The sequence below is a fragment of the Bradyrhizobium campsiandrae genome (genome assembly GCF_014529705.1).
Classification (GTDB): domain Bacteria; phylum Pseudomonadota; class Alphaproteobacteria; order Rhizobiales; family Xanthobacteraceae; genus Bradyrhizobium; species Bradyrhizobium campsiandrae.
The window spans coordinates 1-21,628 of sequence record NZ_JAANIH010000103.1; the positions used below are offsets into that span (position 1 = coordinate 1).

Here is a 21,628-nt window from a genome sequence, read left to right on the forward strand (position 1 = left end):
GCAAAGTATCGGTGCCCCGACTGTGGGTATATTTACGATGAAACCGCCGGCCACCCACATGAGGGCTTTCTGCCCGGAACGCCGTGGTCCGCGGTGCCCCAAAGCTGGTGCTGCCCGGACTGCGCGGTTCGCGACAAGGTCGATTTCGAGTTGATCGAGCGATCACCGGTCGCGGCGCCGCACTCCGCGGCGATGGTAGCCACGCGGTCCGCGCCCACCACGGCGCAGGCGAGCCCAACCGTGGTCATGGAACGGCCTGTCGCCTCCGCGCAGTCCGGGCAGCACCAGCTTTGGGGCACCGCGGACCACGGCGTTCCGGGCAGAAAGCCCTCATGTGGGTGGCCGGCGGTTTCATCGTAAATATACCCACAGTCGGGGCACCGATACTTTGCCATCTGTGGCATCCTCGCTTGGTCTTTCGACACCGGTTACGTTCTGAAGATTCGCGTCGCGGGAACGCGTCGGCGAACTCGCGCGGATCCTCGGTCGCCGAACTGCCATGTGGCACCAGGCCGAGGCATTATTACTCGGCCGCAACCGCAGCGTTCGCAGCGGGACTGATCGAACCGAACTTGCGACCGTAGTATTCGCGCATGCCGGGCTGGATCTGGATTTTGTTCAGATCACCTTTGGCCCAGCTCACGACCCGGGAGTCCATGATCGACCGGAACCAAGTCGGAAAGAGCGCTGCCAAGAACATTCCCGGATACCCCGAGGGCAGCGCCGGCAGATCCTTGAAGTCGCGCAGCGACTGGTAGGACCGGGTCGGGTGCGCGTGATGATCCGAATGGCGCTGCAGGTGGAACAGGATCAGGTTCGACATGATGTGGTTGGAGTTCCAGGAGTGATGCGGCTTCTGGTGCTCATAGCGCCCGTTCGGCAGCATCTCGCGCAGCAGACCATAGTGCTCGATGTAGTTGGCGCTGGTCAGTTGCCACCAGCCATAGGCCATCTGGATCGGCAGGAAGAGCAGCATCGTTGGACCGAAGAACGCCAGAAGCGCGGCATAGAGCACGACCGTCAGGATCATGGGCTGCAGCACCTCGTTGTCCAGGCTCCAGACACTTTTCCCGCGGCGCTTCAGACGCTCCTCCTCCAGGTCCCAGGCTCGCCTGAAGGCGCCGGGGATTTCTCGGGTCGCGAATTGATAGATGGTTTCGCCCATGCGCGAGGTCGCCGGATCGAGCGGGGTCGCCACGTCGCGGTGGTGGCCCTTGTTGTGCTCGATGAAGAAGTGGCCATAGCCCACCACGGCCAGCACGAGCTTGGCCATCCAGCGGTCAAAAGCTTCCTTCTTGTGGCCTAACTCGTGGCCGGTGTTCAGTGCGAGGCCGTTCACGATGCCCATCGACAGGGCGAGCGCGATGAATTCGAGCGCGTTCATAGGCTGGGTGGACACCCACCAGGCACAGCCGATCAGCGAGGCATAATGGATCGGCACCGTCAGGTAGGTCAGCACGCGGTAGTAACGGTCCTGTTCTAGATCGGGCACAGCCGATTCGGGCGGGTTTGAGAAATCCTCGCCGAACATGGCGTCCAGAAGTGGAACGGCGCCATACCACAGCATCAGCACCAGTCCGTACCAGATGCTCCAGCCGGTTTGCGAGACCAAGTAGAGTCCGATCAGCGGCGTGGCCGGCCACAGGACGGAAAGCACCCAGAAATGGCGCTTCTTGTCCACGTAGGGTTCTTTCGCAGCCTCGATCGCTGTAGCAGAATCGTTTGCGATGTCTTTCGACATGCTTCCTCCCCCTATCATAAGGTACGCAGCTCTGGTCCGAGCTTGGCGGACGGACACCGCGACCGCGCCCAATCAGGCACTTAATTCCCTAAAATCTCGGAATTGCGATGGCGATCAACTACACGTTAGTGTAGTTTTGGCATCCAGAACCTTGCACTAGCTTGCCTCAAAAGACTGGCCACCGGTTACGCGAGGGAGGAGCATGGAGGCGGATGGGCGCCGGATTGCGCCACAGGTCACGGCTTTGTGTGACCGGATGCGCTCAAGACGGCAATTCCTTGTGCGCGCCACTGTCCGGCGCGATCGGCTTAGCCTCGATAGAGTGCCCGGAGCCAAGGCCCTCCTGTATCGGGCCCCGATGGGATACGGGAAATCCGTGCTGGTCGCCACGGCCGCAGAAGATGCCTGCGCCAGAAACGAAGCCTTCGCATATCTTTGCCTGCCTCAGGAATCACTGATAGGCCTTCCAGAGGAAGAGTTGCTGGCGGCAGCGATCCTGTACCAGATCGAAGGGCCGCGCGCTTTGCGGAGCGAGGCCGATACCGCGTCGTTCACCCGGCCGCTTCGCGATGCCCTCGCTGGCGCAGCCGGTCCCGTAACCATCTGCCTCGACGGTCCCGGTGGCGATGCGCAAAGCCTCGAGCTGATCCAAAATCTCATCTGCGAAACGCCCGATCACGTGCGACTCGTGCTTGCGGCCAGGGCAGCTGACGGGCTTGTGAGGTTGTCGCTGCTGCCCGGCGTCAGGACGTTCGGCGCCGCAGAGCTTGCCTTCACCGAGGACGAGGCCCGCGCCTATGCCGGCATGGATGGCCCGGCGGCCAAGGGCATGATCGCGACCACCGGGGGATGGCCCGCGCTTTGCGGGTTCATGCGCATCACTGCTCGTCCGGATACGCCCGCCGCGACCTGGCCGGAAACCTGCTCCTATTTCAGCGAAGAGCTTCTTGGGCGCCTGCCCGGCACATCGGGGAGCGTTCTGCGCAACGCGGCCATGCTCAAGACCATCACAGCCGAATGCTACGACTACGTGTTCAAGACGAAGGATGCCGCGCGCGACATCGTCGACCTCAGCCAGACCCACGGCCTGCTGATCCCGTCGAGCGCTCCCGATCTCGGGATGGAGATGCATCCCGCGCTCCGCGCCTATCTGCGCCGCCGGTTCGACATCGAGCAGGGGGCGCGCCGGTCCTACGTGCTAAAACGCATCGCATTCTGGCATTGGCGGCGGCGGGAGTTCCAACACGCCATTGTCGCGGCGCTGGAGGCACGCGACCATCGCTGGGCGCAGGGCATGAGCGGGGAAATCATGCTGGACCTCGCGCTGCGCCAAGGTGAGATCGAGGCGCTCCGCACATGGTGCGCCGAGGTGCCGCGCAGCAAGCTTCACCAATTGCCGGCGCTTCGCCTGAGCTACGCCTGGACGATGTATTTCTGCCAAAAATTCGCCGAAGCGGAAGATATCCTCGGCGCCCAAGTGAAGGCCGGCTCGGGCGAACCGGCCGGGGTGGAAGATGGGAAGGGTTGGCGCGAGCTTGTGCTGGCGATCGGCAAGGCTACCCACGACGAGATGGAGCTGAGCGAGGGTCTCTGCCGGGACTGGATTCGGGAGTTCGGTGACCGAAACGAGGTCGGCAAGGGCGCGGCGCTCACCTGTCTTGCCTTCATCGCCGCGAGCGACCGCCGGTTCGACCGCCACGAGACAGTCCTCGGCAAGGCCTTTGCCGCCAATCGCTCCGCCCGCCAGCGGTACGCGTTCGGCTGGCTCGCCGCGGCCAGGATCCAGGCGTCTCTGTTCAAGGGGGACATCCCGCTGGCGTTCGATTCCCTCTCGGACGCCCGCAACAGCCCGGATGTCGCGGTTTCGCGTTCGGCCTTTTCGGACAAGTTGTTCGGCGCCTTCGAAATGCAGGCCCTTCAGGAAGCCAATCCCGACTTCGTTAGTGAAGCCCTTGCCGGGGCCGCCTTCGAATTTGGCCTCAACTACGGCGTGACCGACGTGTTCTGGGGGGTTACCTCCAGCTACACGACCCTGTTGTGCCGGCAAGGCAATCCCGAGCGGGCCTGGGCCTTGCTGGAGCAATGCCGAGCGGCGGCGCGGGAGCGGCATCTTCTGCGCCTCGACATTCTCGCGCGGCTTCAGCAGGCCGAACTGGCGCTGCGCTACGGCGACCGGTCCGACCGGCTGGCGCTCCCCGATGAAAGCGCATTGCGGTTCCTGCCCAATCAGAACCGCGCGATCCAAGGACGGATCGCGTTCCTGCGGACGATGGAGGCATTCGCCGGGGGGCGATTCGGCTTGGCCGAACGCAATGCGAAGCTGGCCGCCCAAGCCGCCGCGTCGATTTCCGACGCGCGCGGGGAAATTATCGCGCAGTATTGTCAGGCTGTGGCAGCCCACGCACTTGGATCGGAGAAGACGGCAAAACGCAAACTGATCCAAGCCGAGCAGATCGCCCGCCATATGAGGTGTCATTCGACCTCGCGCTGGATCCGGGACGGACTCATTGCGCTGCACCCGGTCGCGCAGGACTTGTTCGATGCCATTCCGCAGCCGCCGCTTCTGGCGGCCCGAACAGAGATCCAGCCCGCCGGAGAGTCGAAGCGGCGGCGCGGATCGCTGGCAGCCGGGGGCACACGTCTGTCGGTCAAGCAGATCGCCGTTCTGGAGTGCGTCAGCACTGGAATGACAAACAAACAGATCGCCTCGCAGATGCTCGTGACCGAGGACGCAGTGAAATGGCACCTGAAAAAGATCTTCGGCGACCTCGATGTTGCTAACCGGTCTCAGGCCATCGCCGCGGCGCGCTCGCGCGGGCTTCTGTGAGGCCCTGCAGCAGTTCGGGAGGAATGGAATCGCCATGCAGAAAATCGTCATCATCGGCGCGGGAGCGGCGGGCGTCAGCGCCGCGGCGGCGCTTCGCCAGAACGGATTCGACGGACAGATCACCGTGCTGGGCGAGGAACCCGCCCTGCCCTATCAACGCCCGCCGCTGTCCAAGGCCTGGCTGACGTCGGCCGACACGCCGCGGCCGACGCCGATCCGGCCGGCCGGGTTCTTTCAGGACAACCGCATCACGCTCGAACGCGGCCGCAAGGTCGTGCGGCTGGACCGCGAGGCCAGGCAGGTGACGATGCGCGACCGCGGCGCGATCGGCTACGACAAACTGATCCTGGCAACGGGGGCCAGCTCGCGCCCTATCAAAGTGCCCGGGGCGGGTCTAAAAAACGTATTCTACCTGCGCGATCTGGGCCATGCCGCCGCGCTGCGCGAGGCGCTCGGTCGCGCCGATTGCCGGACCGTCGCCATTGTTGGTGGTGGTGTGATCGGGCTCGAGGTCGGATCCGCCGCGATCGCGCAGGGCAAACAGGTGACCGTGGTCGAGGCCGCCGCCCGACCGATGGCGCGCGTCGCCTCGCCGGCGGTGACAAACCATGTTACCCGGAAGCTGAAGGCAGAAGGCGTCGCGTTCATCTTCAACGCGCGGGTCGAAGAAATCATGGGAAGAAACGGCCGGGCAACCGGCCTGCGGCTGGTCTCGGGGGCGCAGGTGCCTGCGGACATCGTCGTTGCCGGCATCGGTGCCTTGCCGAATGTCGGGCTTGCGGTGCAGGCCGGTCTGGGGTGTGACGGCGGAATCGTGGTCGATGGCGCCATGCTCACCACGGATCCCCATGTCTACGCTGTCGGCGACTGCGCGAGGGCCGTCAACCCCTTCTTCGGCGCGCCCATCCGGATCGAGACGATCCACAATGCCATGTCCCAGGCGCTGGTTGCTGCGGCCCATATCTGCGGCAAGCCGCTGCCACCCGCCGCTCCGCCGCGCTTCTGGTCGGACCTCAAGGGAATGAAGGTGCAGGGCCTTGGTATCGCCGCGGGCTACGACCGCCTTCAGGAAAGCACGAGCGAGGACGACGACGCCCGCGAGATCCGTCTGTTCTCCGGTGACCGGCTGGTCGCCGCCGAGACGGTGAACCTTCCGACCCGGCAGGCCGACCTGGCAAAGGCGCTTCGCCCGGTCTGAGTGGAGACTGGTCCGTCCGGCACTTCCGCTCCTCCATCTCCTTCAGGTCGCCCCCGAAGCAAACGCCTTGTCTCCGAGCCGGTCAGAATGGCGAGCGCCACGTCCTCGCGCGCCGAGACTTTCACCTATAGATCGCCCCAATGGCCGCGAAATGCGATGCGCTCGGTCATCCGGTGCGTGGCCCGGCGACAGCGATTCCACATACGTCCGCCGCCGATCTTTACCGCCCCTCACGACCGCCATGACGTCGGCCACATTTTCGCCGCGCGTGATCGCGTAACCACGAGCCGGGGTGAGCTTGATCGCTTCATCTCTTCGGCAACACGCGTGCGATCAATGATCGTGTATCCCGTCATCGCATCGAGTGGCGATTTTGCCATCGTCTCAGTGCGCCCCTTCGGCGGCTTGGCGGCAAGCAAGGCCTTGCCAATCGAGCTGGAGTGCAGCGGCTTCGGATCGCCAGGCCACGCAGTGTGGCGGATGTTCTGCTTTCCTTCGACACCGCGAGGTAGCAGTCTGCGGCAGTGTTGGCCGCGACCGCGATCATCGCACCGAGCTACGGCGCGCGATGGCCTTTCTCGCCTTGGTTCGCCAAACCAACGTACCCCTCGACGACGCGCTGGCGGGAGTTTGTCGCGCCGCAGCGGGTGCGTCAGATCGGCTGCGACGCCACGTGCGCACCGCTCGCTTTCATACCCGCGTTGGCCGAGGTGCTCCGGCTATCGCCATCCATCCCAAGATAAAATCAAACTCAGCTTCTGAACCTCCAGCGTCAGCTCCGACTATCACAGGTCATATTCGTCATGCAGCGCCTTCATCTTTCAATCGATCCTCGAGGACATGGCGCTGGACTTTGCCGCTGGTCGAACGCGGGAAATCCTCGAAGGCAATGAACCGGATCTCTCTCGGCCGTTTGTATCCGGCGAGTCGCTCCCCGCAGAGCCTCATGAGTTCATCGGCGAATATGTTTGCATCGTTACAAGCGACGAACGCTACTGGCCTTTCTCCCCATTTTGGATCACTGACCTTGACTACCGCAGCTTCCGAAACCGCCGGATGAGCCAGTAACACCCGCTCGATCTCGGCCGGATAAACATTTTCGCCTCCACTCTTGATCATGTATTTTACCCGGTCGACGAAATCCACGCGTCCGTCAGGAAGGCGCCGAAAGGTATCGCCCATGTGGAACATGCCGCCTCTGAAATCCACGGCGTTGGCTTCCGGCGCATTCCAATAGCCTGAAAAGAGCGTGGGTCCCCGGATCACCATTTCACCCGGCTCGCCGTCGGGCACGTCATTGTCCTGCGGATCGACCAGCCCAATCTCGCAAAATGACGAAATACGTTTGGCGAGATCGGTCGGCGTCACGCCGACCTCAATGACAGAACCACTTGCGGGCGGAAGACCGGTCTCAGTAGCGCCGAAGGAGTTTAGATAGGGAGCGTCAAGGAGGCGGGTCAACTCTGCAATTTGGTGCCGTGGCACAAGATCCGCCATAGCGCCACAAATCCTGATCCCCTTGATTGGTCCCGGATGGGCTTTCCGCGTCTCGATGAATGCATCGATCACGCCCGGCATCATCACCAGCCATCCGATCTTGCGGCTGGCCAATGCCATGTTGATCGCTTCTGGCTGGAAGCCGTTTATGATGACTACCGTACCGCCACGCATGAGTGTTGCCAGCATATGGTCGGTCGACGCCATGTGGAACATCGGCGCCCAGGCGACGAACGCATCAAGGGGGGCCAGCATCAATTCGGCGGCAAAAACCATCGCGCGCGCCACATGCGCGCGATGACTGATGAGCGCGCCCTTGGGCAGTCCCGTGGTCCCCGAGGTGAAAAGAATGGTCAGTCCCTGCTCATCGCTTTCAAGCATGGTGCCGAGACGAGGATCGGGGGCGGTCGAGGTGCTCATGCGGCTCCACTCAGGGCCGATTTCGATCACCGGCAATTGGGACACGACCGCGAACGATGCGTGTAATTCCGGCTCGACCACAGCCATCACCGGCTCCACCAGTTCGATGCAATGCTTGAGCTCGGCCGGCGCCAGCCGCCAGTTCAGGCAAGCAACGATCGCTCCGATCGCAGCTGCCGCCAGTTGCAGTTCCACATACTCGGGACAGTTATGCGAAAGGATCGCAATGCGGTCGCCAGGATTGATTCCTTTACCGAGAAGGGCGGAAGCGATCCGGTCGACCCGGTTCAGAAGGTCGCCATATGAAACGGTTAACCCGTCATAGTCGATCGCGGTGTAGGACGGCTGCCTTCGTGCACAGGTTCTGAACAGGCCATAGACGCTGGTCTGACCTGCAGCCATGACTTCATCCCGCATCGATTCCTCCCTTGATCGCTTCAGCAGTGGAAAGCCGCGCGCTGACCGATTTCCGCCCCGGCCGGGTCAGTGGACGCCAAGTGGCCCGACGTCATCTGGCATCGACCAGAGCCATTGACCAAGCGTTGCCCGAAAATGCAACGTCAGAACCTCCTCCGATAGGATATTTCAGATCACCAAGATGTTCCAACTCTGCCAGCCATTCATGCGCCTTGCATAAATCGACTATCCGCCCCGCAACGTATCTTGCTCGCCGCCCCGTCTTCTGCGGCGTGACACTATCCTCCAGATCAAGGGCAACCTGATACGCGCCGCCGAAATCCGCCTCGAGCAGAGCGCGGTCCACTCTACCGGCAGCGAGGAACGGAAGACGGATGGGCTTTCTGGTCATTAGGTTCGCTTAGAAAGAGGCGGCCTTCCGAGGTTGTGGATGTCGGGAGCGGATGTCTTCATCGAATTCCTCTGAAAATAACTCAATCTGCGCGCGGGCCGCTGGTTTCGAGGCTTTCCTCTTCGGCGCGCTGCCAGATCTCATAGGCGATCGGGTTTTCGCTCTCCTCCAGAATGTGGCCCACGAGGCCGATGGCACGTGCCATCACGCCGAAGCCGCGCACGATCTTCCAGGAAAAGCCGAACTCGCAGCAGATCGCTCCGATGGTCCCAGTGGCGTTGATCGGCAGCATCTTGCCGGAGCGTTTCTCAGCCGCGGTCTGGATTTTTTTGATCAGCTCGACATATTCGCCTGACAAGCCGTTTTCTGCTGCAATCTGAAACAGGCGCGGCGTGCGCGGATCGACAGGTTTGTGCACTGGATGGCCAAGACCCGGAACGATGGCCCTGCGGGCAGCAAACGCCTCCACGGTTTCGTCGGCGAGTTTGTCGAGATCCTGTCGGCTGCCGAGCTTATCGCGCGGCAGCGCCTCGTAGAGCATTTTAGAGGCGCCCTCCATTGAGCCGACGAATACGGTGCCGAGTCCGCACAGCCCCGCAGCCACCGCGGCCTGGAGCGCCTCGGGCGCGCCCATGTAGGTCATCCGTGCCGCCAGCGCCGAGGGCGTAATGCCATGTTCCACCAGCGTGATGACAATGGCATTGAACACCCTGCCTTCCTCAAGCGTCGGTTTGCGCCCGGTCAGTTGGAGAAATGCAAGATCCCCAAGGTTCATGTGCCCGAGAATCTCGTTCGGCAGATCCAGCCCGCGCACGCAGATTCTGTCAGGCGTGCTCCATGCGATCTTGGAGGAGATCTTTCTCTTGCGATTTGCCATCAGACCGGATCCCAGGAAAAGACGGCGGCGGAGACGTCGAGCGGGATAAAGTTCGCTTTGTCGGTCACCTTCTGCCTCGCAGTTTCGGTCTGGCCAGTGCCTTTCACGGAAACGCCCAGATCGTTGACTACAATTGCGGCTCCGACCTTCGCGGCTGCCAGTGCGATTTCCCGTCCGATGCCGCCGCCCGCCCCTGTGATCAGGACGACTTTTCCGTCGAGGACCTTGCTCATCTCGATCCTTGCTCAGCTTGCTTTGCGGTACTTGTCGAGCCCGCCGGAATGCATCACCCGGCCCATCAGCGGCGAGCCGATGATCTTTTCGGCGCAAACGGCAGCCGCGATCAGCTTGTCGAGGTCGATATCGGTCCGGATGCCTAGTTCATGGCAGAGAAACACGGCATCTTCGGTGCAGACATTTCCGGCCGCGCGCGCGTGGCCGTGACCGGCAAACGGGCAGCCGCCCAGTCCGGCGACGGAGCTCTCAAACATGTCAACGCCCATAGAAAGCGCAGCATAGAGGTTGGCTATTCCGAGGCCCCTTGTGTCGTGCAAGTGCATGCCGATGCGCGCGTCGGGCTTCATATCCCTAAGCGCTCCGATCATGCGCTTGATCGCCTCGGGATTGCCCCACCCCATCGTGTCGGCGACAACAAGGATCGGCAGCGGGATATTTTCTTCTGTGCAGAGATCGAGGATAAAGCGGAAATCGTCCAGGACCCGTTGCTGCGGGATCGGTCCTTCGAAGTTGCATCCGAATGCGGTCATCACGTACGCCGTGTCGACAGCGTGGCCCTCCTGCTTGTAGAGCTTCACCCATTCGCGCTGCTTTTCGCGCATCTCAATCGACGAAGCGTCGTTGTTCTTTCGCGAGAATGTGTCGGAGGGATAGAACAATAGCCGCGGATCGATGTCTACCTGATGCGCCGCAAGCGCCTTGCGGAAACCCTTGTCGTTCAGCCAGAGCGAGGTGTATCTCACGCCGGGCACCCGCTTGATGCGCTTAAACAGCTCCGCCGTATCCGCCATTTGGGGCACCTTTTGAGGATTGACGAAGCTGCCCACCTGAATCCGCTTCAACCCGGTCTCGCTGAGCATATCGATTAGTTCAATCCGCTCTTCGATCGGATGGATCTTCTTCTCGATCTGGAACCCTTCACGCGGCCCTTCTTCCCTGAACTCGACAAATTTCGGAAAATCGCTCATGAACCCTCGCTATCTATGGGAGCTATCTCGGCGATTGGCTGCCCCCGGTCCACCATCGCGCCTTGCGAGATGGATATACTTTTCGCCACCCCCGAAACCATCGCCTTGATTGAGATTTCGAGCTTCATCGATTCCAGGATTGCCACGACCTCGCCAGCCGCCACAGGGGCGCCCTCGCGGACCAGCACCTTCACGATTGTGCCGGTCAGAGGCGATAAGAGAGTACGGTCCGCGGCGCTGTCGATCTCGGCGAAGGCAAGCGGCGGTGCGGCCTGGAACAGGTGACGTCCGTCGGGCGTGTCGATCTCAATCGTCTCACCGTTGATCCGCGTGGTGATCATCGTCGTTTCACCATCCTGCGTGATCTGCCAGTGGCCACACCGAAGCTCAGCTGCGGTCAGAGCCAGCGGGGTCGCGTCGGCCCCATAGACGACAAAGCGCCCATCGCTTCCCACCGGACTGACACGCAGCTCTTCGCCCTGCGCGCCCGGACGGGCCAGCATCACGCGCTGCCCAGCTTCTGCCAGACCGCCACCAAGACCTAGCCGCCAGCCGGTGAACCGATCGCGGTTGCGCCAAGGGTTGGGATCGCCATTGGCGCGACCGCGGGTGACGAACAGGACGCCGGCCGCCGCCTGCCACAGGCGCGCATCCGACCGCTGCGGCGCGGCGGTCAGCGCCTCGATGCGATGGTCGATCCAGCGGGTGTGGACCTCCATCCGCGCGAAATCGGCGTCGCGGGCCAGCGCGGCAAGGAAGGCGCGGTTGGTCTCAACCCCGTCCACCGCCACATGATCCAGCACCCGCGCCAGGCGCGCCAGCGCGGTTTTCCGATTGGGACCGTGGATGATCAGCTTTGCGATCATTGGATCGTAGAATGGGCTGACGCTGTCGCCTATTTCGACCCCGCTGTCGATACGGAGATCACCGGGCAGCGAGAGCACGGTGATCCGCCCTGTCGAGGGGGCGAACTGCATCGTCGGATCCTCGGCATAGAGCCGCGCCTCCACGGCATGGCCGGTGCAGGTGATCTGATCCTGCGTCAGGCCCAGACCTGCGCCCTCTGCGATGCGCAGTTGCAGCGCCACCAGGTCTAGCCCGGTGACCGCCTCCGTCACGGGATGTTCAACTTGAATCCGGGGATTGACTTCGAGGAAAAAATACTTCTCGCCCGTCACCAGGAATTCGATGGTGCCAAGCCCGCGATAGTTGAGTGCCTCGGCAAGCCGGACCGCGTCCTGCGCGATCCGGTCCAGAAGCGGTCGCGGCAGGCCCCAGGCGGGAGCTTCTTCAATCACCTTCTGGTGGCGGCGTTGAAGCGTGCAATCGCGTTCGAAGAGATGCACGACATGGCCGTTGCCGTCTCCCGCGACCTGCACCTCGACATGGCGAGCCGCTGGCAAGAAGCGCTCCAGCAAAAGCCCCTCAGAGCCGAAGGTGGACTTTGCCTCGCGCAACGCGCCTTCGATGTCGGCAGCCAGTGTAACTTCGTTCTCGACCAGGCGCTGACCGCGCCCGCCACCGCCACCGACGGCCTTTAGCAGGACCGGCGGGCCAATTTCGCGCACCGCTTGGGCAATCTGGACGGGATCCGACATTACACGCTCGACGCCAGGAATCACCGGCACCCCCGCCTCGATCGCGGCCTTCTTGGCGCTGGCCTTGTCGCCAAACCGCTCCAGCGTTCCAGCTGTGGGGCCGACGAAGATCATGCCGGCGGCTTCGACCGCGCGAGCGAAGTCGGCATTTTCCGCCAAGAAGCCATAGCCGGGATGGATTGCATCTGCGCCGGCTTGCCGGGCGGCCGCGATCACCGCGTCAATCCGCAGATAGCTTTCGGCAGCCGGCCCGGCGCCGATCCGCAGCGACCGACCGATTTCGCGCACATGCAGAGCCTTGGCGTCGGCATCGGAATGCACGCCGACCGGGATGATCCCGAGCCCACGTGCCGTGCGCGCGATCCGGCAGGCGATTTCGCCGCGGTTGGCAATGAGAAGGGTTTTAATACGCATGGTGTCTCGGCCCTAAAACCGGAAAACGCCAAAGTGGCTCTCAGCTTTCGGGCGCCGCGAAGCCACGTCCAGCAACAGCGCAAGCACATCACGTGTCTCGGCAGGTTCGATCACGTTGTCGATCCACAGGTTGGAGGCGAAGTTGTAGGCGTCTTGAAAGGTCTCGTATTCACGGCGGATTGGAGCCTTGAACGCCTCTTCCTCTTCCGGCGTCCAGTTCTTGCCCTCGCGTTCATTGATCTGGGCGCGCACCTGGGCCAGCACGCTCGCCGCCTGCTCTGGTCCCATGATGGCCGCGCGACCGTTCGGCCAAGCGAACATGGCGTCGGGCTGGAACGGCCGGCCCAACATGGCGAGGTAACCCGCGCCGTAGGAGCCGCCGGTGATCACCGTGAACTTCGGCACGCGGGCCGACGACATGGCGGTGATCATCTTGGCGCCCGCCTTGGCGATGCCCGCCTGCTCCACCTCGCGGCCGACCATGAAGCCATTGACGTCAGCGAGGAAGACCAGCGGAATGTCGCGCTGTACGCAAAGATTTATGAAATGCGTCGCCTTCAGAGCTGCCTCGACAAACAGTACTCCGTTATTGGCCAGGATGCCGACCTCATGACCATGAATGCGAGCCCAGCCGGTTATCAACGTGTCACCATACAGCGGCTTGAACTCGTGCAATTCGCTGCCATCGATCAGCCGCGCGACGATCTCGCGGTTATCGGTCGGCACCTTGGCGTCGCGGCTGATGATGCCGTAGATCTCCTCAACGGGATAAGCGGGAGGCTTCGGTACGGCAGGGGTCTTGCGTGGACTGGCCTTGTCACCCAGATGCGCCACGATCTGCCGGGTGATCGCTAGCGCATGGGCGTCATTCTCGGCCAAGTGGTCAGTCACGCCGGAGATCGCACAATGCATTTTGCCGCCACCCAAAGTCTCGGCGTCAACCTTCTCTCCCGTCGCGGCGAAGGTCAATTCAGGGCCGCCGAGGTACATGAAACCTTGGCCACGCACGATCACCACCTCGTCGCACAACGCCGGGATATAGGCGCCGCCCGCGGTACAAGGACCCATGACAACGGCAATCTGCGGTATGCCATCTCCGGACATGCCCACCTGGTTGTGGAAGATCGAGCCGAACTGGCCCTCGTCGGGGAAAATGTTTGCTTGCTCTGGCAGGAAGGCCCCGCCACTATCAACCAGCGTGATCACCGGCAGCCGGTTGTTCCAAGCGATGCGCTGGGCGCGCACGTGTTTCTTACTTGTCATGCCGAAATAAGTGCCGCCCTTTACGGTGGCGTCGTTTGCAATGATCATGCAGTGCCGTTGTTCGATCATGCCGATGCCGGTAATGATGCCAGCGCCGGGGGGCACGCCCTCATATTTATTTAAGCCCGCAAGTTCACCCAGTTCCAGAAAGGGGGTGCCTGGATCGATCAGCCGTTCGACGCGATCACGCGGCAGGACCTTGCTCTTCTCCTCGTGTCGTTCGCGTGCTTTCAGCGGGCCGCCGGCACGTTGCTCCAGCCGGAGTTCGTGCAGCCTTTTGATTTTCGCGCGGTAGTGCGTCTCATTGGCCCGGAAATTCTCCGAACCCTTGTCAAGAAGCGATTTAAGAATTGTCATGACAGATCAGGGTATTTGCGAAGAGTGAGCGCAACCTTCGCCGCGCCGGGCTTCTCGAATGTGTCGGGCTTGACAATGCGGACGTCGGCCTTGAACACCAGCGCATCGCGTAAGCGCGTCTCGATTTTGTTTTTTAGTTCGTCGTCCCTGCTGGGCGGACGGTGGGGTCCGCGTTCGACAATCACTTTGAGTGCCGACTGCGTCGTGTGCCCTTCGAAATCAGCAACAACGCGGACGACCCCGTTGGTCTCGGGCATCATTTCGTTCATGAGGCTATGGATGGCTGAGGGGAAGACGTTGGCACCGCGGACGATCAGCATGTCGTCGGTGCGACCGATACAGCGGATCTTTGGCCCTGTTCGCCCGCACGAGCAGCTGGTGCCCAAGACCTCGATGTAGTCGCCGGAGCGGAAGCGCAGCAGCGGGCTCGCCTGCCGGCCTATCGCCGTATAAACCATCTCACCACGTGTCCCGTCCTCGAATGGGAGAATCTTGCCGGTGTCAGGGTCGAGCAGCTCGGTAATAATGAAGTCCATGTTGACCATGTGCATGCCCGACTGTTCGTCGCACTCGGCCCAGTAGGTCACGCCGAGGTCCGTGCCACCAAGCAACTCGGTGCATTTTGCGCCCCAGAGCTCCTCAATGCGGCGGCGGACGGTGGGGATGCCACCGCCCGGCTCGCCACCCACGATGACTCGCTCGACGCCGAGCTGCGATGCGGGAATGCCAAGGATCTCAGGGGCTTTCTCGCCCAGGTGCAGAACAAAGTTTGGAGCGCCGATCACGCAGCGCGGGCGGATGTCGGCACAAGCCCGGATTAGACGGTCGGCACCGCCATCGGCACCAATAGGGATGTCAATAGCGCCCATGTATTGCAAACCTTGCATGACCGGGATGCCGCCAACAAAGCCTTTGGCCAGCGAGAAGGCATGTAGCACCATGTCGCCGGGCCGCACGCCGGTCGCGAAAAAACAGCGTGCGGACATTTCATGCCACATCGCGGCGTCGGATTCGGTCAGAGCAACGTAAGATGGGCTGCCCGTCGTGCCGGACGATGCCTGCATCTGAATTATGTCTTCGGGCTTCGCTGCGAGGTGGAGGCCGAAGGGCTTGCGAGCGGCAAGACTGTCGCGGATCTCCGCTTTGAACGTGTAGGGCAGCTTCTGCAGATCCTCGATAGTGCGCACGTCGTCGAACCTGACACCGGCCGCGCCCAGCTTCTTCTGGTAGAATTCCGAGTTGGCCTGCAGATAGGTCATCTGCGTAATGAGCTTGTCTTCCTGAATGCGCCGGATTTCGTCGAGCGGGGTCGTTTCAATGGCGTGCCAGCAGCACGCGCTCGACTTTGCGTAAGCGTCCGCCCGCCGGAATCGCATACCGAAATTCATTGCTTAGCCTCCTTGCCTGTCCGCAGCGTTCAGTAGGAGCGTGGCAGGCCCATGACCTTCTCGCCGATGAAACTCAGACACAGCTCGCGGTTGACCGGCGCAGTGCGCAGCAAGCGCACCAGCGGGTATAGCTCATAGATGCCGGTATCCTCGGTAAACCCGGAGCCGCCATGAGCCTGGAGCGCCGCATCGACTGCCTCGATGCCCGCCTCTGCCGCGGCGTATTTCGCCATATTGGACGAGGCGCCAGCGGGCAGGTGGCTATCGAATTCCCAGGCCGCGCGGCGGGTCATGAGGCTCGCCATTTCGACCGCGGTATAGGCCTTGGCCATCGGGTGTTGCACACCCTGGTGCGCACCGATCGGCTGGCCAAAGACGATGCGCTCCGACGCATAGGCGACGCCCTTGTTCAGCGCAAATCGGCCAATTCCGCAGCATAGCGCCGCCAGGATGATGCGCTCGGGATTGAGCGAGTCGAAGAGAATCGAGAAGCCTTCGTCCACTTGGCCCACAACGTCCTCAGGACCAAGATCGACCTCGTCGAAGAACAGCGTCCATTGCTCCTCGGGCAGCGGAATCGAAACCTTTACTCGCTGCTTGTTGACGCCGTTCTTTTTCAGATCGACGGCAAAAAGTGTGAAGCCATCGGTCTTGCGTTTGACTTCCTCGTGCGGCTTGGTACGTGCCACCACCAGGCAGTAGTCCGCAATATCAGCGCCGGTGATAAAGGTCTTTTCGCCCGACAGTGAAAAACGGTTGCCTCTTTGCCTCGCCAAGGTGCGAGCCTTGATCGTGTTCGATCCAGCTCCCGGCTCCGTGATCGCAAAGCAGAACTGGATTTCGCCGCGACACGCCCGCGGCAGGAGCTCTTTCTTCTGGAACTCGCTTCCATGGTTCGCAATATGCGCCAGAGACATGGTCGGTCCTACGACCATCATCAAAAGCGGAATACCGTGATTGGCCGTGCCCTCCATGAACAGAGCCATCTCAGTCATGCCGAGGCCGGCCCCGCCGTATTCTTGAGGCACCATGAGCCCCAGAAATCCATCATCGGCGATCTTGGAGAACATCTCCTGCGGAAAAGCATGCCGACGCGCATGATCAAGCCAATAGGCGTTGTCGAAGCGCTGCGCCAGCTGGGCGCCGTATTCGTAAATCTGGCGCTGCTCATCGTTCAAGTTGAAATCCATGGTGAACCCCGACGCGACGCTATTGCTCGAATCTCGGCTCGCGGCGATTGGCGAAGGCCGAAAGTCCCTCGGCCACGTCCGCTCCCGGCAGGTGGCGTAACGCAGCATCGCGCTCAAGTCGCATGCCTTGATCGAGCGTCAATTCCAGACCGTCGCGACCCAGCCGTTTCATCTCCGCAATGCCCTGCCGCGCGCGCGTGCCGATCTTCTGGCAGTAGGCCAACGCCGCGCTTCGAAGTTCGTCATCGGCCACGACGTAGTTCACGAGTCCGCCCCCCTTCGCCTCCTCCGCCTTCAGCCAACGCGCCGAGAACATCAGATCGAGCGCTCGGCGCAGTCCGATGAGGCGGACCAGTCGCTGACTGCCGCCCCAACCCGGAATGAGGCCGAACTGCGCATGCTGATCGCCAAACTGGGCGGTCTCGGCCGCGAAGCAGACATCGCACGACAACATCAATTCGATCCCCCCCGCCAGGCACAGCCCCTGAACCGCCACGACCACCGGTAGGGGACTCTGCTCGAGCCGGCGCAACACGCCCATGCCGAAGCCAATGAAGTGGTCGAGCGCCACCGGATCGTCCATCTTGCCCTTGACTTCGACGAGGTCAGCACCGGTGCAAAAATGTTTGCCCTGTGCGCAGATCAGGATAGCCCGGACCGAACGGTCGGCCTCGAATTTCGCACGCGCGATATCGATAAGCTCATGCACCTCGAGCGAGAGACAGTTGAACTTCTCCGGCCGGCTCAGCTCGATGATCCCGGTGCTGCCTTCGGTTCGAATATTGACTGGGACGCTCATTTCGCCGCCCCCTTCGCTCTCCTGTCATATTGGAGCGCCACACGCCCAACCCTCTCGCGCGCGATGACGAGCTTCTGGATTTGGGCCGTACCGTCGCCGATTTGGAGCCCGAGCACGTCGTTGTAACGCTGGTGGTGTGGTAGATCCGTCGTGTAGCCGTAGTGCCCGTGCAAAATCAGGCACTGCTGCATGATCTCGCAGGCCGTCTTTGGCACATACCATTTGCACATGGCCGCCTCGGCCGTATGCGGCATGTTGCGATCGCGGAGATCGAGGGTGTAATAACAAAGCTGGCGCATCATCGTCAGTTGCGTCTCGGCCTCGGCGAGCGGAAAGGTGACGCCCTGATATTGGGCCAACGGCGCGCCGAACGCTTCGCGTTGTTGCACATAGGCCCAGGTCTCGTCGACAGAGGCCTGCGCCGGACCGAGGCACTCCAGCCCGATCAACGCGCGGCTGTAGTCAAAACCGGCCATGATGGTCCCGAAGGCACGGTCCTGTTCACCCATCAGACATTCAGCCGGCACAGGGACATCATCGAAGAAAACCGAGCCGCGACCGACCGGCTTGGTACCGATATCGTCGAAATGGGTCCGCTTGATGCCTTTTTCCGCCAAGTTGACAAAAAACGCGCTGACGCCACGCGACCCGCCTTGGGGATCGCCGGTGCGGGCGAAAACAACAGCAGCGTCTGCCTGCGCGGCAAAGCTCATCGAGGTCTTTTCGCCATTCAGCCGCCAGCCATTGCCTGACTTCTCGGCGCGGAGCTGAAGATTCGCCGCATCCGAACCGCCGCGCGGCTCGGTAAGGCCAAGTCCAATCACCGCGTCTCCCGCAATCACGCGCGGCACCCAATCGCGCGCGATGTCCTCCGATGCGTGTTTTGCAACCATCCCGCCCATGAGCGAGCCCAGGAGTTGCACGTAGCTGACGTTGAAATCGGCATAGGCGATTTGTTCAGTAATCAAACCGGCGGTGACGGAGCTTTCACCCATTCCGCCAAGCTTCTCGGGAAGATCCGGCCCAATCAGACCGAGTGAGCCCATTTCCCGGATTAGTTCCCGATCGAGGACATGGCCTTTGGCGCGTTTTTGATAGCCATCGGCCAATCGTTCGCGCGCAAAGCGCCGCGCTACCTCCCGAAAGGCGAGCTGATCTTCGGTCGGCTGAAATGGCATTGAATGATCCTCCCGCGAAGCGTCTTAAATCGACTTTGCAAGAAACCTAACAAACGTTAGAATAGACGGCAAGTGCCAAGGGAGGAAAATTATGAACACGACGGTTTCGTCGACCTACGCCAGAGTGCTTTCGCCGCTCAAGGTCGGGCGCCACGAAATGCGCAACCGGATCATCATGGGTTCAATGCACACCAAGCTCGAGTGCAAGCCCGACCCGATCGCCGCGCAACTTGCCTTCTATGTCGAACGTGCGCGGGGCGGCGTTGCGCTCATCGTCACTGGCGGGTTTTCGCCTAACGCCGAAGGCGTGCTTGACGATCAAGGACCGCGGCTTGACGATCCCGAAGAGGCTCAGGCGCTTCGCCCGATTTGCGATGCAGTACATCACGAGGGCGCTCTCATCTGCGCGCAACTCCTTCATGCAGGGCGCTATGCAAAGATTGCGGGCTGCGTAGCGCCTTCCCCAATTCGAGCACCAATCAATCGCCATATCCCGCGCGAGATGACTGATAGCGACATCCTCCGCACAATCAGCCAATTCGCCGAAGCGGCAGCGAACGCGCAGGCAGCAGGCTTTGACGGCGTGGAAATCATGGGTTCCGAGGGCTATCTCATCAACGAATTCACGGTGACTCACACCAACAAGCGCGAAGATGCCTGGGGCGGCAGCGCTGAGAACCGCCATCGTTTTCCGGTCGAGGTGGTACGCGCGGTGCGTCAGCGCTGCGGTCCGGATCTACTGATCATCTATCGTATTTCGGCTGCCGATCTGATCGAGGGTGGCGCACCGGCGGATGAGATCGCCGCCCTTGCTCGCAAGGTCGAGGCTGCCGGCGCCGACATCATCAACACTGGCATTGGCTGGCACGAGGCCCGCGTGCCGACGATAGCCTATCCGGTGCCGCGAGGAGCTTGGCGCAAGGCCGCCGCGCGGGTCCGCGCCGCCGTCTCCATCCCCGTTGTTGCATCGAACCGTATCAGCACCGCTGACATGGCCGAGGACATCCTCGAAAGCGGCGATGCGGATCTGATCTCTATGGCGCGGCCAATGCTCGCCGATCCGTTTTTCGTCAACAAGATCAGAGAAGGACGAGTAGACGAGATCAACACCTGCATCGCCTGCAATCAGGCTTGCCTGGACTATATCTTCTCTGGCCGCACGGTGAGTTGCCTTGTAAATCCTCGCGCCGGTCGCGAATCCGAGCTGCGCGATACGCCCGCCGAGGTCCGCAAAAAGATTGCGGTGGTAGGCGGCGGCGCGGCGGGAATGGCTACTGCTGCGGAAGCCGCGCGACTCGGCCACGCCGTTATGTTGTTCGAGGCTACCCAAGCGCTCGGTGGACAGCTCACGCTCGCCCGCGCTGTACCCGGCAAGAGCGAGTTCGACGATACCCTGCGCTACTTCCGCCGCCAGATGGACAAGCACGGGGTCGAGCTACATCTGGGCCAACGCGCCACCGCAGAGGATCTGGGCGGTTTCGATCATGTGGTGGTCGCCACCGGCGTCAGCCCCCGCATCCCCCATCTGCCGGGCATTGATCACCCCAAGGTCGCAACCTATGCGGAAATCCTGTCCGGCGCACGGGTCGCGGGAAAGACCGTCGCCATCATGGGCGCCGGCGGTATCGGCTTCGACGTGGCCGAGTTTCTTGTCACTCCCGCCGCCGAGGCTAACGGCAGCGAGGCTTTTTTCGACACTTGGGGCGTGGATGGAAATTTCTCCGCGCCGGGCGCGCTCAAGGCTGATCCGCAGGCACCGGTGGGCGGTACCCGCAAAGTCGTCATGCTGCAGCGTAAGACCTCTAAGCCGGGGGACGGGCTTGGCGTTTCGACAGGCTGGATCCTTCGCAACGCGCTCCGCAAATACGGCGTCGAGATGTTGGGCGGCGTCAGCTATGAACGGATCGACGATGAGGGCCTACACATCGTGATCGATGACCGTCGCCAGGTCATCGCGGCCGACACGATCGTGCTTTGCACCGGGCAGGAATCTAACCGCGCGCTTCATGCCGTACTGGTTGAGCGCGGTATTCCGGCCGCTGTCGTCGGAGGCGCCAAGGAGGCCGCTGAACTGGACGCTTTGCGCGCGATTGACGAGGGCATCCGGCTGGCACAATCGCTTTAAGGGTGGATGATATCGGCTGTTGACATTGGTCTATGGTCAATAGTCTAGCCCGCTCGCTGCGGGCCGTCGGCATTGCAGCCAAGCTTTCGAAAGGAACCCAGTTGGGGCACCGGGCCTGGATGGATCGATCGACAATGCCAAAGCGAGCGGATCCTCTCGGCGGGGGCGGTCGATGAATTGCAGCCTGTCGCTCCCCTCCAAGACGGTGTTCAGCGGCCTTTGTTCCTCAATGCAGCGATGGGAGCAATGACCTCGGGATTCTGCAACGGCGACAGGTCGCCCGGGTTCTCGCCCAGAAACGCCGCGCGGACGACGCGGCGCATGGTCTTCATACTGCGAGTCTTCGGCGGCGCCTCGACAAAATGGATTTCGCGCCGGCGGAAAGGTTGGGAGACCGCGGCGGCTACATTGTCCTTCAATCGCTCCACCAAGGTATCGTCGGTTTTCACGCCGGGGGCGAGGACGCAGACGCAGACCACAGCGAGGCCCTTTAGCAGTCTGCTGAAAAACCCTCGCCGTGGAGCGGGTTCGATGATTCACTTTGTCATCTCGAATCGGCGGAGGCGATCATGCGCGGCAGGTTTGCGGATCAGGGCGGCCTGTTTTCGTATATTGTGCCGGATAAGCGTGTGCCAGCCAACCATCCGCTCCGGAAGGTGCGGGAACTCGTTCGGGATGTTTTGAGTGATTTGGACCGTAGTCTTGGGAAGCTCTACTCCAGCGAGGGACGTCCCTCGATCCCT

At 62.0% G+C, this 21,628-nt stretch carries 18 protein-coding genes and 2 pseudogenes; 5 read left to right on the top strand and 15 right to left on the bottom strand.

Annotation, left to right across the window (positions count from 1 at the left end; genetic code table 11):
- Positions 1-135 (top strand): annotated as a pseudogene (locus G8O24_RS44730) (rubredoxin); the annotation flags it as partial.
- A 143-nt stretch (positions 136-278) separates the two neighbouring features.
- Here G8O24_RS44730 and G8O24_RS44735 read toward each other — a convergent pair.
- A pseudogene (locus G8O24_RS44735) lies at positions 279-404 on the bottom strand (rubredoxin); the annotation flags it as partial.
- 119 nt (positions 405-523) lie between these two features.
- Positions 524-1,741: an alkane 1-monooxygenase gene (locus G8O24_RS40185; RefSeq protein WP_188108025.1), complete on the bottom strand. Its 1,218-nt coding sequence runs from the start codon at positions 1,739-1,741 to the stop codon at positions 524-526.
- A 376-nt stretch (positions 1,742-2,117) separates the two neighbouring features.
- Between G8O24_RS40185 and G8O24_RS40190 the strand changes: the two genes are divergently transcribed.
- Together G8O24_RS40190 and G8O24_RS40195 are read left to right on the top strand one after the other, a co-directional pair.
- Positions 2,118-4,568, top strand: a complete 2,451-nt coding sequence (locus G8O24_RS40190) for a helix-turn-helix transcriptional regulator (protein ID WP_188108026.1) — start codon at positions 2,118-2,120, stop codon at positions 4,566-4,568.
- 34 nt (positions 4,569-4,602) lie between these two features.
- Complete coding sequence (locus tag G8O24_RS40195; protein WP_188108027.1) at positions 4,603-5,766, top strand: NAD(P)/FAD-dependent oxidoreductase; 1,164 nt, start codon at positions 4,603-4,605, stop codon at positions 5,764-5,766.
- A gap of 230 nt (positions 5,767-5,996) precedes the next feature.
- On the opposite strand, the gene G8O24_RS45785 is transcribed toward G8O24_RS40195, so the two are convergent.
- The 12 genes from G8O24_RS45785 to G8O24_RS40255 form a co-directional block, all read right to left on the bottom strand.
- Complete coding sequence (locus tag G8O24_RS45785) at positions 5,997-6,422, bottom strand: IclR family transcriptional regulator domain-containing protein (protein WP_188108041.1); 426 nt, start codon at positions 6,420-6,422, stop codon at positions 5,997-5,999.
- A gap of 145 nt (positions 6,423-6,567) precedes the next feature.
- The gene (locus tag G8O24_RS40205; protein ID WP_188108028.1) at positions 6,568-8,100 is read right to left on the bottom strand and encodes a class I adenylate-forming enzyme family protein; all 1,533 of its coding nucleotides are present in this window, start codon (positions 8,098-8,100) and stop codon (positions 6,568-6,570) included.
- Between the two features lie 91 nt (positions 8,101-8,191).
- Positions 8,192-8,491, bottom strand: a complete 300-nt coding sequence (locus G8O24_RS40210; protein WP_188108029.1) for a hypothetical protein — start codon at positions 8,489-8,491, stop codon at positions 8,192-8,194.
- Positions 8,492-8,573: 82 nt separating this feature from the next.
- Positions 8,574-9,368, bottom strand: a complete 795-nt coding sequence (locus G8O24_RS40215; RefSeq protein ID WP_188108030.1) for a citryl-CoA lyase — start codon at positions 9,366-9,368, stop codon at positions 8,574-8,576.
- On the bottom strand, positions 9,368-9,601 hold the full coding sequence (locus tag G8O24_RS40220) for an SDR family NAD(P)-dependent oxidoreductase (RefSeq protein ID WP_188108031.1): 234 nt from the start codon (positions 9,599-9,601) through the stop codon (positions 9,368-9,370). Before G8O24_RS40220 ends, G8O24_RS40215 begins: the two co-directional genes overlap by 1 nt.
- A 12-nt stretch (positions 9,602-9,613) precedes the next feature.
- Entirely contained in the window at positions 9,614-10,573 is a 960-nt protein-coding gene (locus G8O24_RS40225; RefSeq protein ID WP_188108032.1) for a hydroxymethylglutaryl-CoA lyase, read from the bottom strand.
- Positions 10,570-12,585, bottom strand: coding sequence for an ATP-binding protein (locus tag G8O24_RS40230; protein ID WP_188108033.1), 2,016 nt, complete (start codon positions 12,583-12,585; stop codon positions 10,570-10,572). Before G8O24_RS40230 ends, G8O24_RS40225 begins: the two co-directional genes overlap by 4 nt.
- Positions 12,586-12,597: 12 nt before the next feature.
- Positions 12,598-14,205, bottom strand: coding sequence for an acyl-CoA carboxylase subunit beta (locus G8O24_RS40235; protein WP_188108034.1), 1,608 nt, complete (start codon positions 14,203-14,205; stop codon positions 12,598-12,600).
- Positions 14,202-15,593, bottom strand: a complete 1,392-nt coding sequence (locus tag G8O24_RS40240) for a phenylacetate--CoA ligase family protein (RefSeq protein ID WP_188108035.1) — start codon at positions 15,591-15,593, stop codon at positions 14,202-14,204. The genes G8O24_RS40235 and G8O24_RS40240 overlap by 4 nt, the downstream gene beginning before the upstream one ends.
- Positions 15,594-15,622: 29 nt before the next feature.
- The gene (locus G8O24_RS40245) at positions 15,623-16,783 is read right to left on the bottom strand and encodes an acyl-CoA dehydrogenase family protein (RefSeq protein WP_188108036.1); all 1,161 of its coding nucleotides are present in this window, start codon (positions 16,781-16,783) and stop codon (positions 15,623-15,625) included.
- Positions 16,784-16,802: 19 nt separating this feature from the next.
- Positions 16,803-17,582, bottom strand: coding sequence for an enoyl-CoA hydratase/isomerase family protein (locus tag G8O24_RS40250; RefSeq protein WP_188108037.1), 780 nt, complete (start codon positions 17,580-17,582; stop codon positions 16,803-16,805).
- Positions 17,579-18,760, bottom strand: coding sequence for an acyl-CoA dehydrogenase family protein (locus G8O24_RS40255; protein ID WP_188108038.1), 1,182 nt, complete (start codon positions 18,758-18,760; stop codon positions 17,579-17,581). The genes G8O24_RS40250 and G8O24_RS40255 overlap by 4 nt, the downstream gene beginning before the upstream one ends.
- A 91-nt stretch (positions 18,761-18,851) precedes the next feature.
- On the opposite strand from G8O24_RS40255, the gene G8O24_RS40260 reads away from it, so the two are divergent.
- Complete coding sequence (locus G8O24_RS40260; RefSeq protein ID WP_188108039.1) at positions 18,852-20,885, top strand: NADPH-dependent 2,4-dienoyl-CoA reductase; 2,034 nt, start codon at positions 18,852-18,854, stop codon at positions 20,883-20,885.
- 209 nt (positions 20,886-21,094) lie between these two features.
- Here the strand turns inward: G8O24_RS40260 and G8O24_RS40265 are convergent, their stop codons facing one another.
- Complete coding sequence (locus G8O24_RS40265; RefSeq protein WP_188108042.1) at positions 21,095-21,421, bottom strand: AMP-binding enzyme; 327 nt, start codon at positions 21,419-21,421, stop codon at positions 21,095-21,097.
- A 33-nt stretch (positions 21,422-21,454) separates the two neighbouring features.
- Between G8O24_RS40265 and G8O24_RS47020 the strand changes: the two genes are divergently transcribed.
- A partial coding sequence (locus G8O24_RS47020) for a transposase (protein WP_497717864.1) occupies positions 21,455-21,628 on the top strand: 174 nt, incomplete at its 3' end.

Bases quoted from the DNA above. Each gene is read 5' to 3' on its own strand.
- G8O24_RS40205 (WP_188108028.1), bottom strand. From the start codon at position 8,100: ATGCGGGATGAAGTCATGGCTGCAGGTCAGACCAGCGTCTATGGCCTG.
- G8O24_RS40230 (WP_188108033.1), bottom strand. From the start codon at position 12,585: ATGCGTATTAAAACCCTTCTCATTGCCAACCGCGGCGAAATCGCCTGC.
- G8O24_RS40215 (WP_188108030.1), bottom strand. From the start codon at position 9,368: ATGGCAAATCGCAAGAGAAAGATCTCCTCCAAGATCGCATGGAGCACG.
- G8O24_RS40245 (WP_188108036.1), bottom strand. From the start codon at position 16,783: ATGGATTTCAACTTGAACGATGAGCAGCGCCAGATTTACGAATACGGC.
- G8O24_RS40240 (WP_188108035.1), bottom strand. From the start codon at position 15,593: ATGAATTTCGGTATGCGATTCCGGCGGGCGGACGCTTACGCAAAGTCG.
- G8O24_RS40210 (WP_188108029.1), bottom strand. From the start codon at position 8,491: ATGACCAGAAAGCCCATCCGTCTTCCGTTCCTCGCTGCCGGTAGAGTG.
- G8O24_RS40250 (WP_188108037.1), bottom strand. From the start codon at position 17,582: ATGAGCGTCCCAGTCAATATTCGAACCGAAGGCAGCACCGGGATCATC.
- G8O24_RS40235 (WP_188108034.1), bottom strand. From the start codon at position 14,205: ATGACAATTCTTAAATCGCTTCTTGACAAGGGTTCGGAGAATTTCCGG.
- G8O24_RS40185 (WP_188108025.1), bottom strand. From the start codon at position 1,741: ATGTCGAAAGACATCGCAAACGATTCTGCTACAGCGATCGAGGCTGCG.
- G8O24_RS40195 (WP_188108027.1), top strand. From the start codon at position 4,603: ATGCAGAAAATCGTCATCATCGGCGCGGGAGCGGCGGGCGTCAGCGCC.
- G8O24_RS40255 (WP_188108038.1), bottom strand. From the start codon at position 18,760: ATGCCATTTCAGCCGACCGAAGATCAGCTCGCCTTTCGGGAGGTAGCG.
- G8O24_RS40260 (WP_188108039.1), top strand. From the start codon at position 18,852: ATGAACACGACGGTTTCGTCGACCTACGCCAGAGTGCTTTCGCCGCTC.
- G8O24_RS40225 (WP_188108032.1), bottom strand. From the start codon at position 10,573: ATGAGCGATTTTCCGAAATTTGTCGAGTTCAGGGAAGAAGGGCCGCGT.
- G8O24_RS40220 (WP_188108031.1), bottom strand. From the start codon at position 9,601: ATGAGCAAGGTCCTCGACGGAAAAGTCGTCCTGATCACAGGGGCGGGC.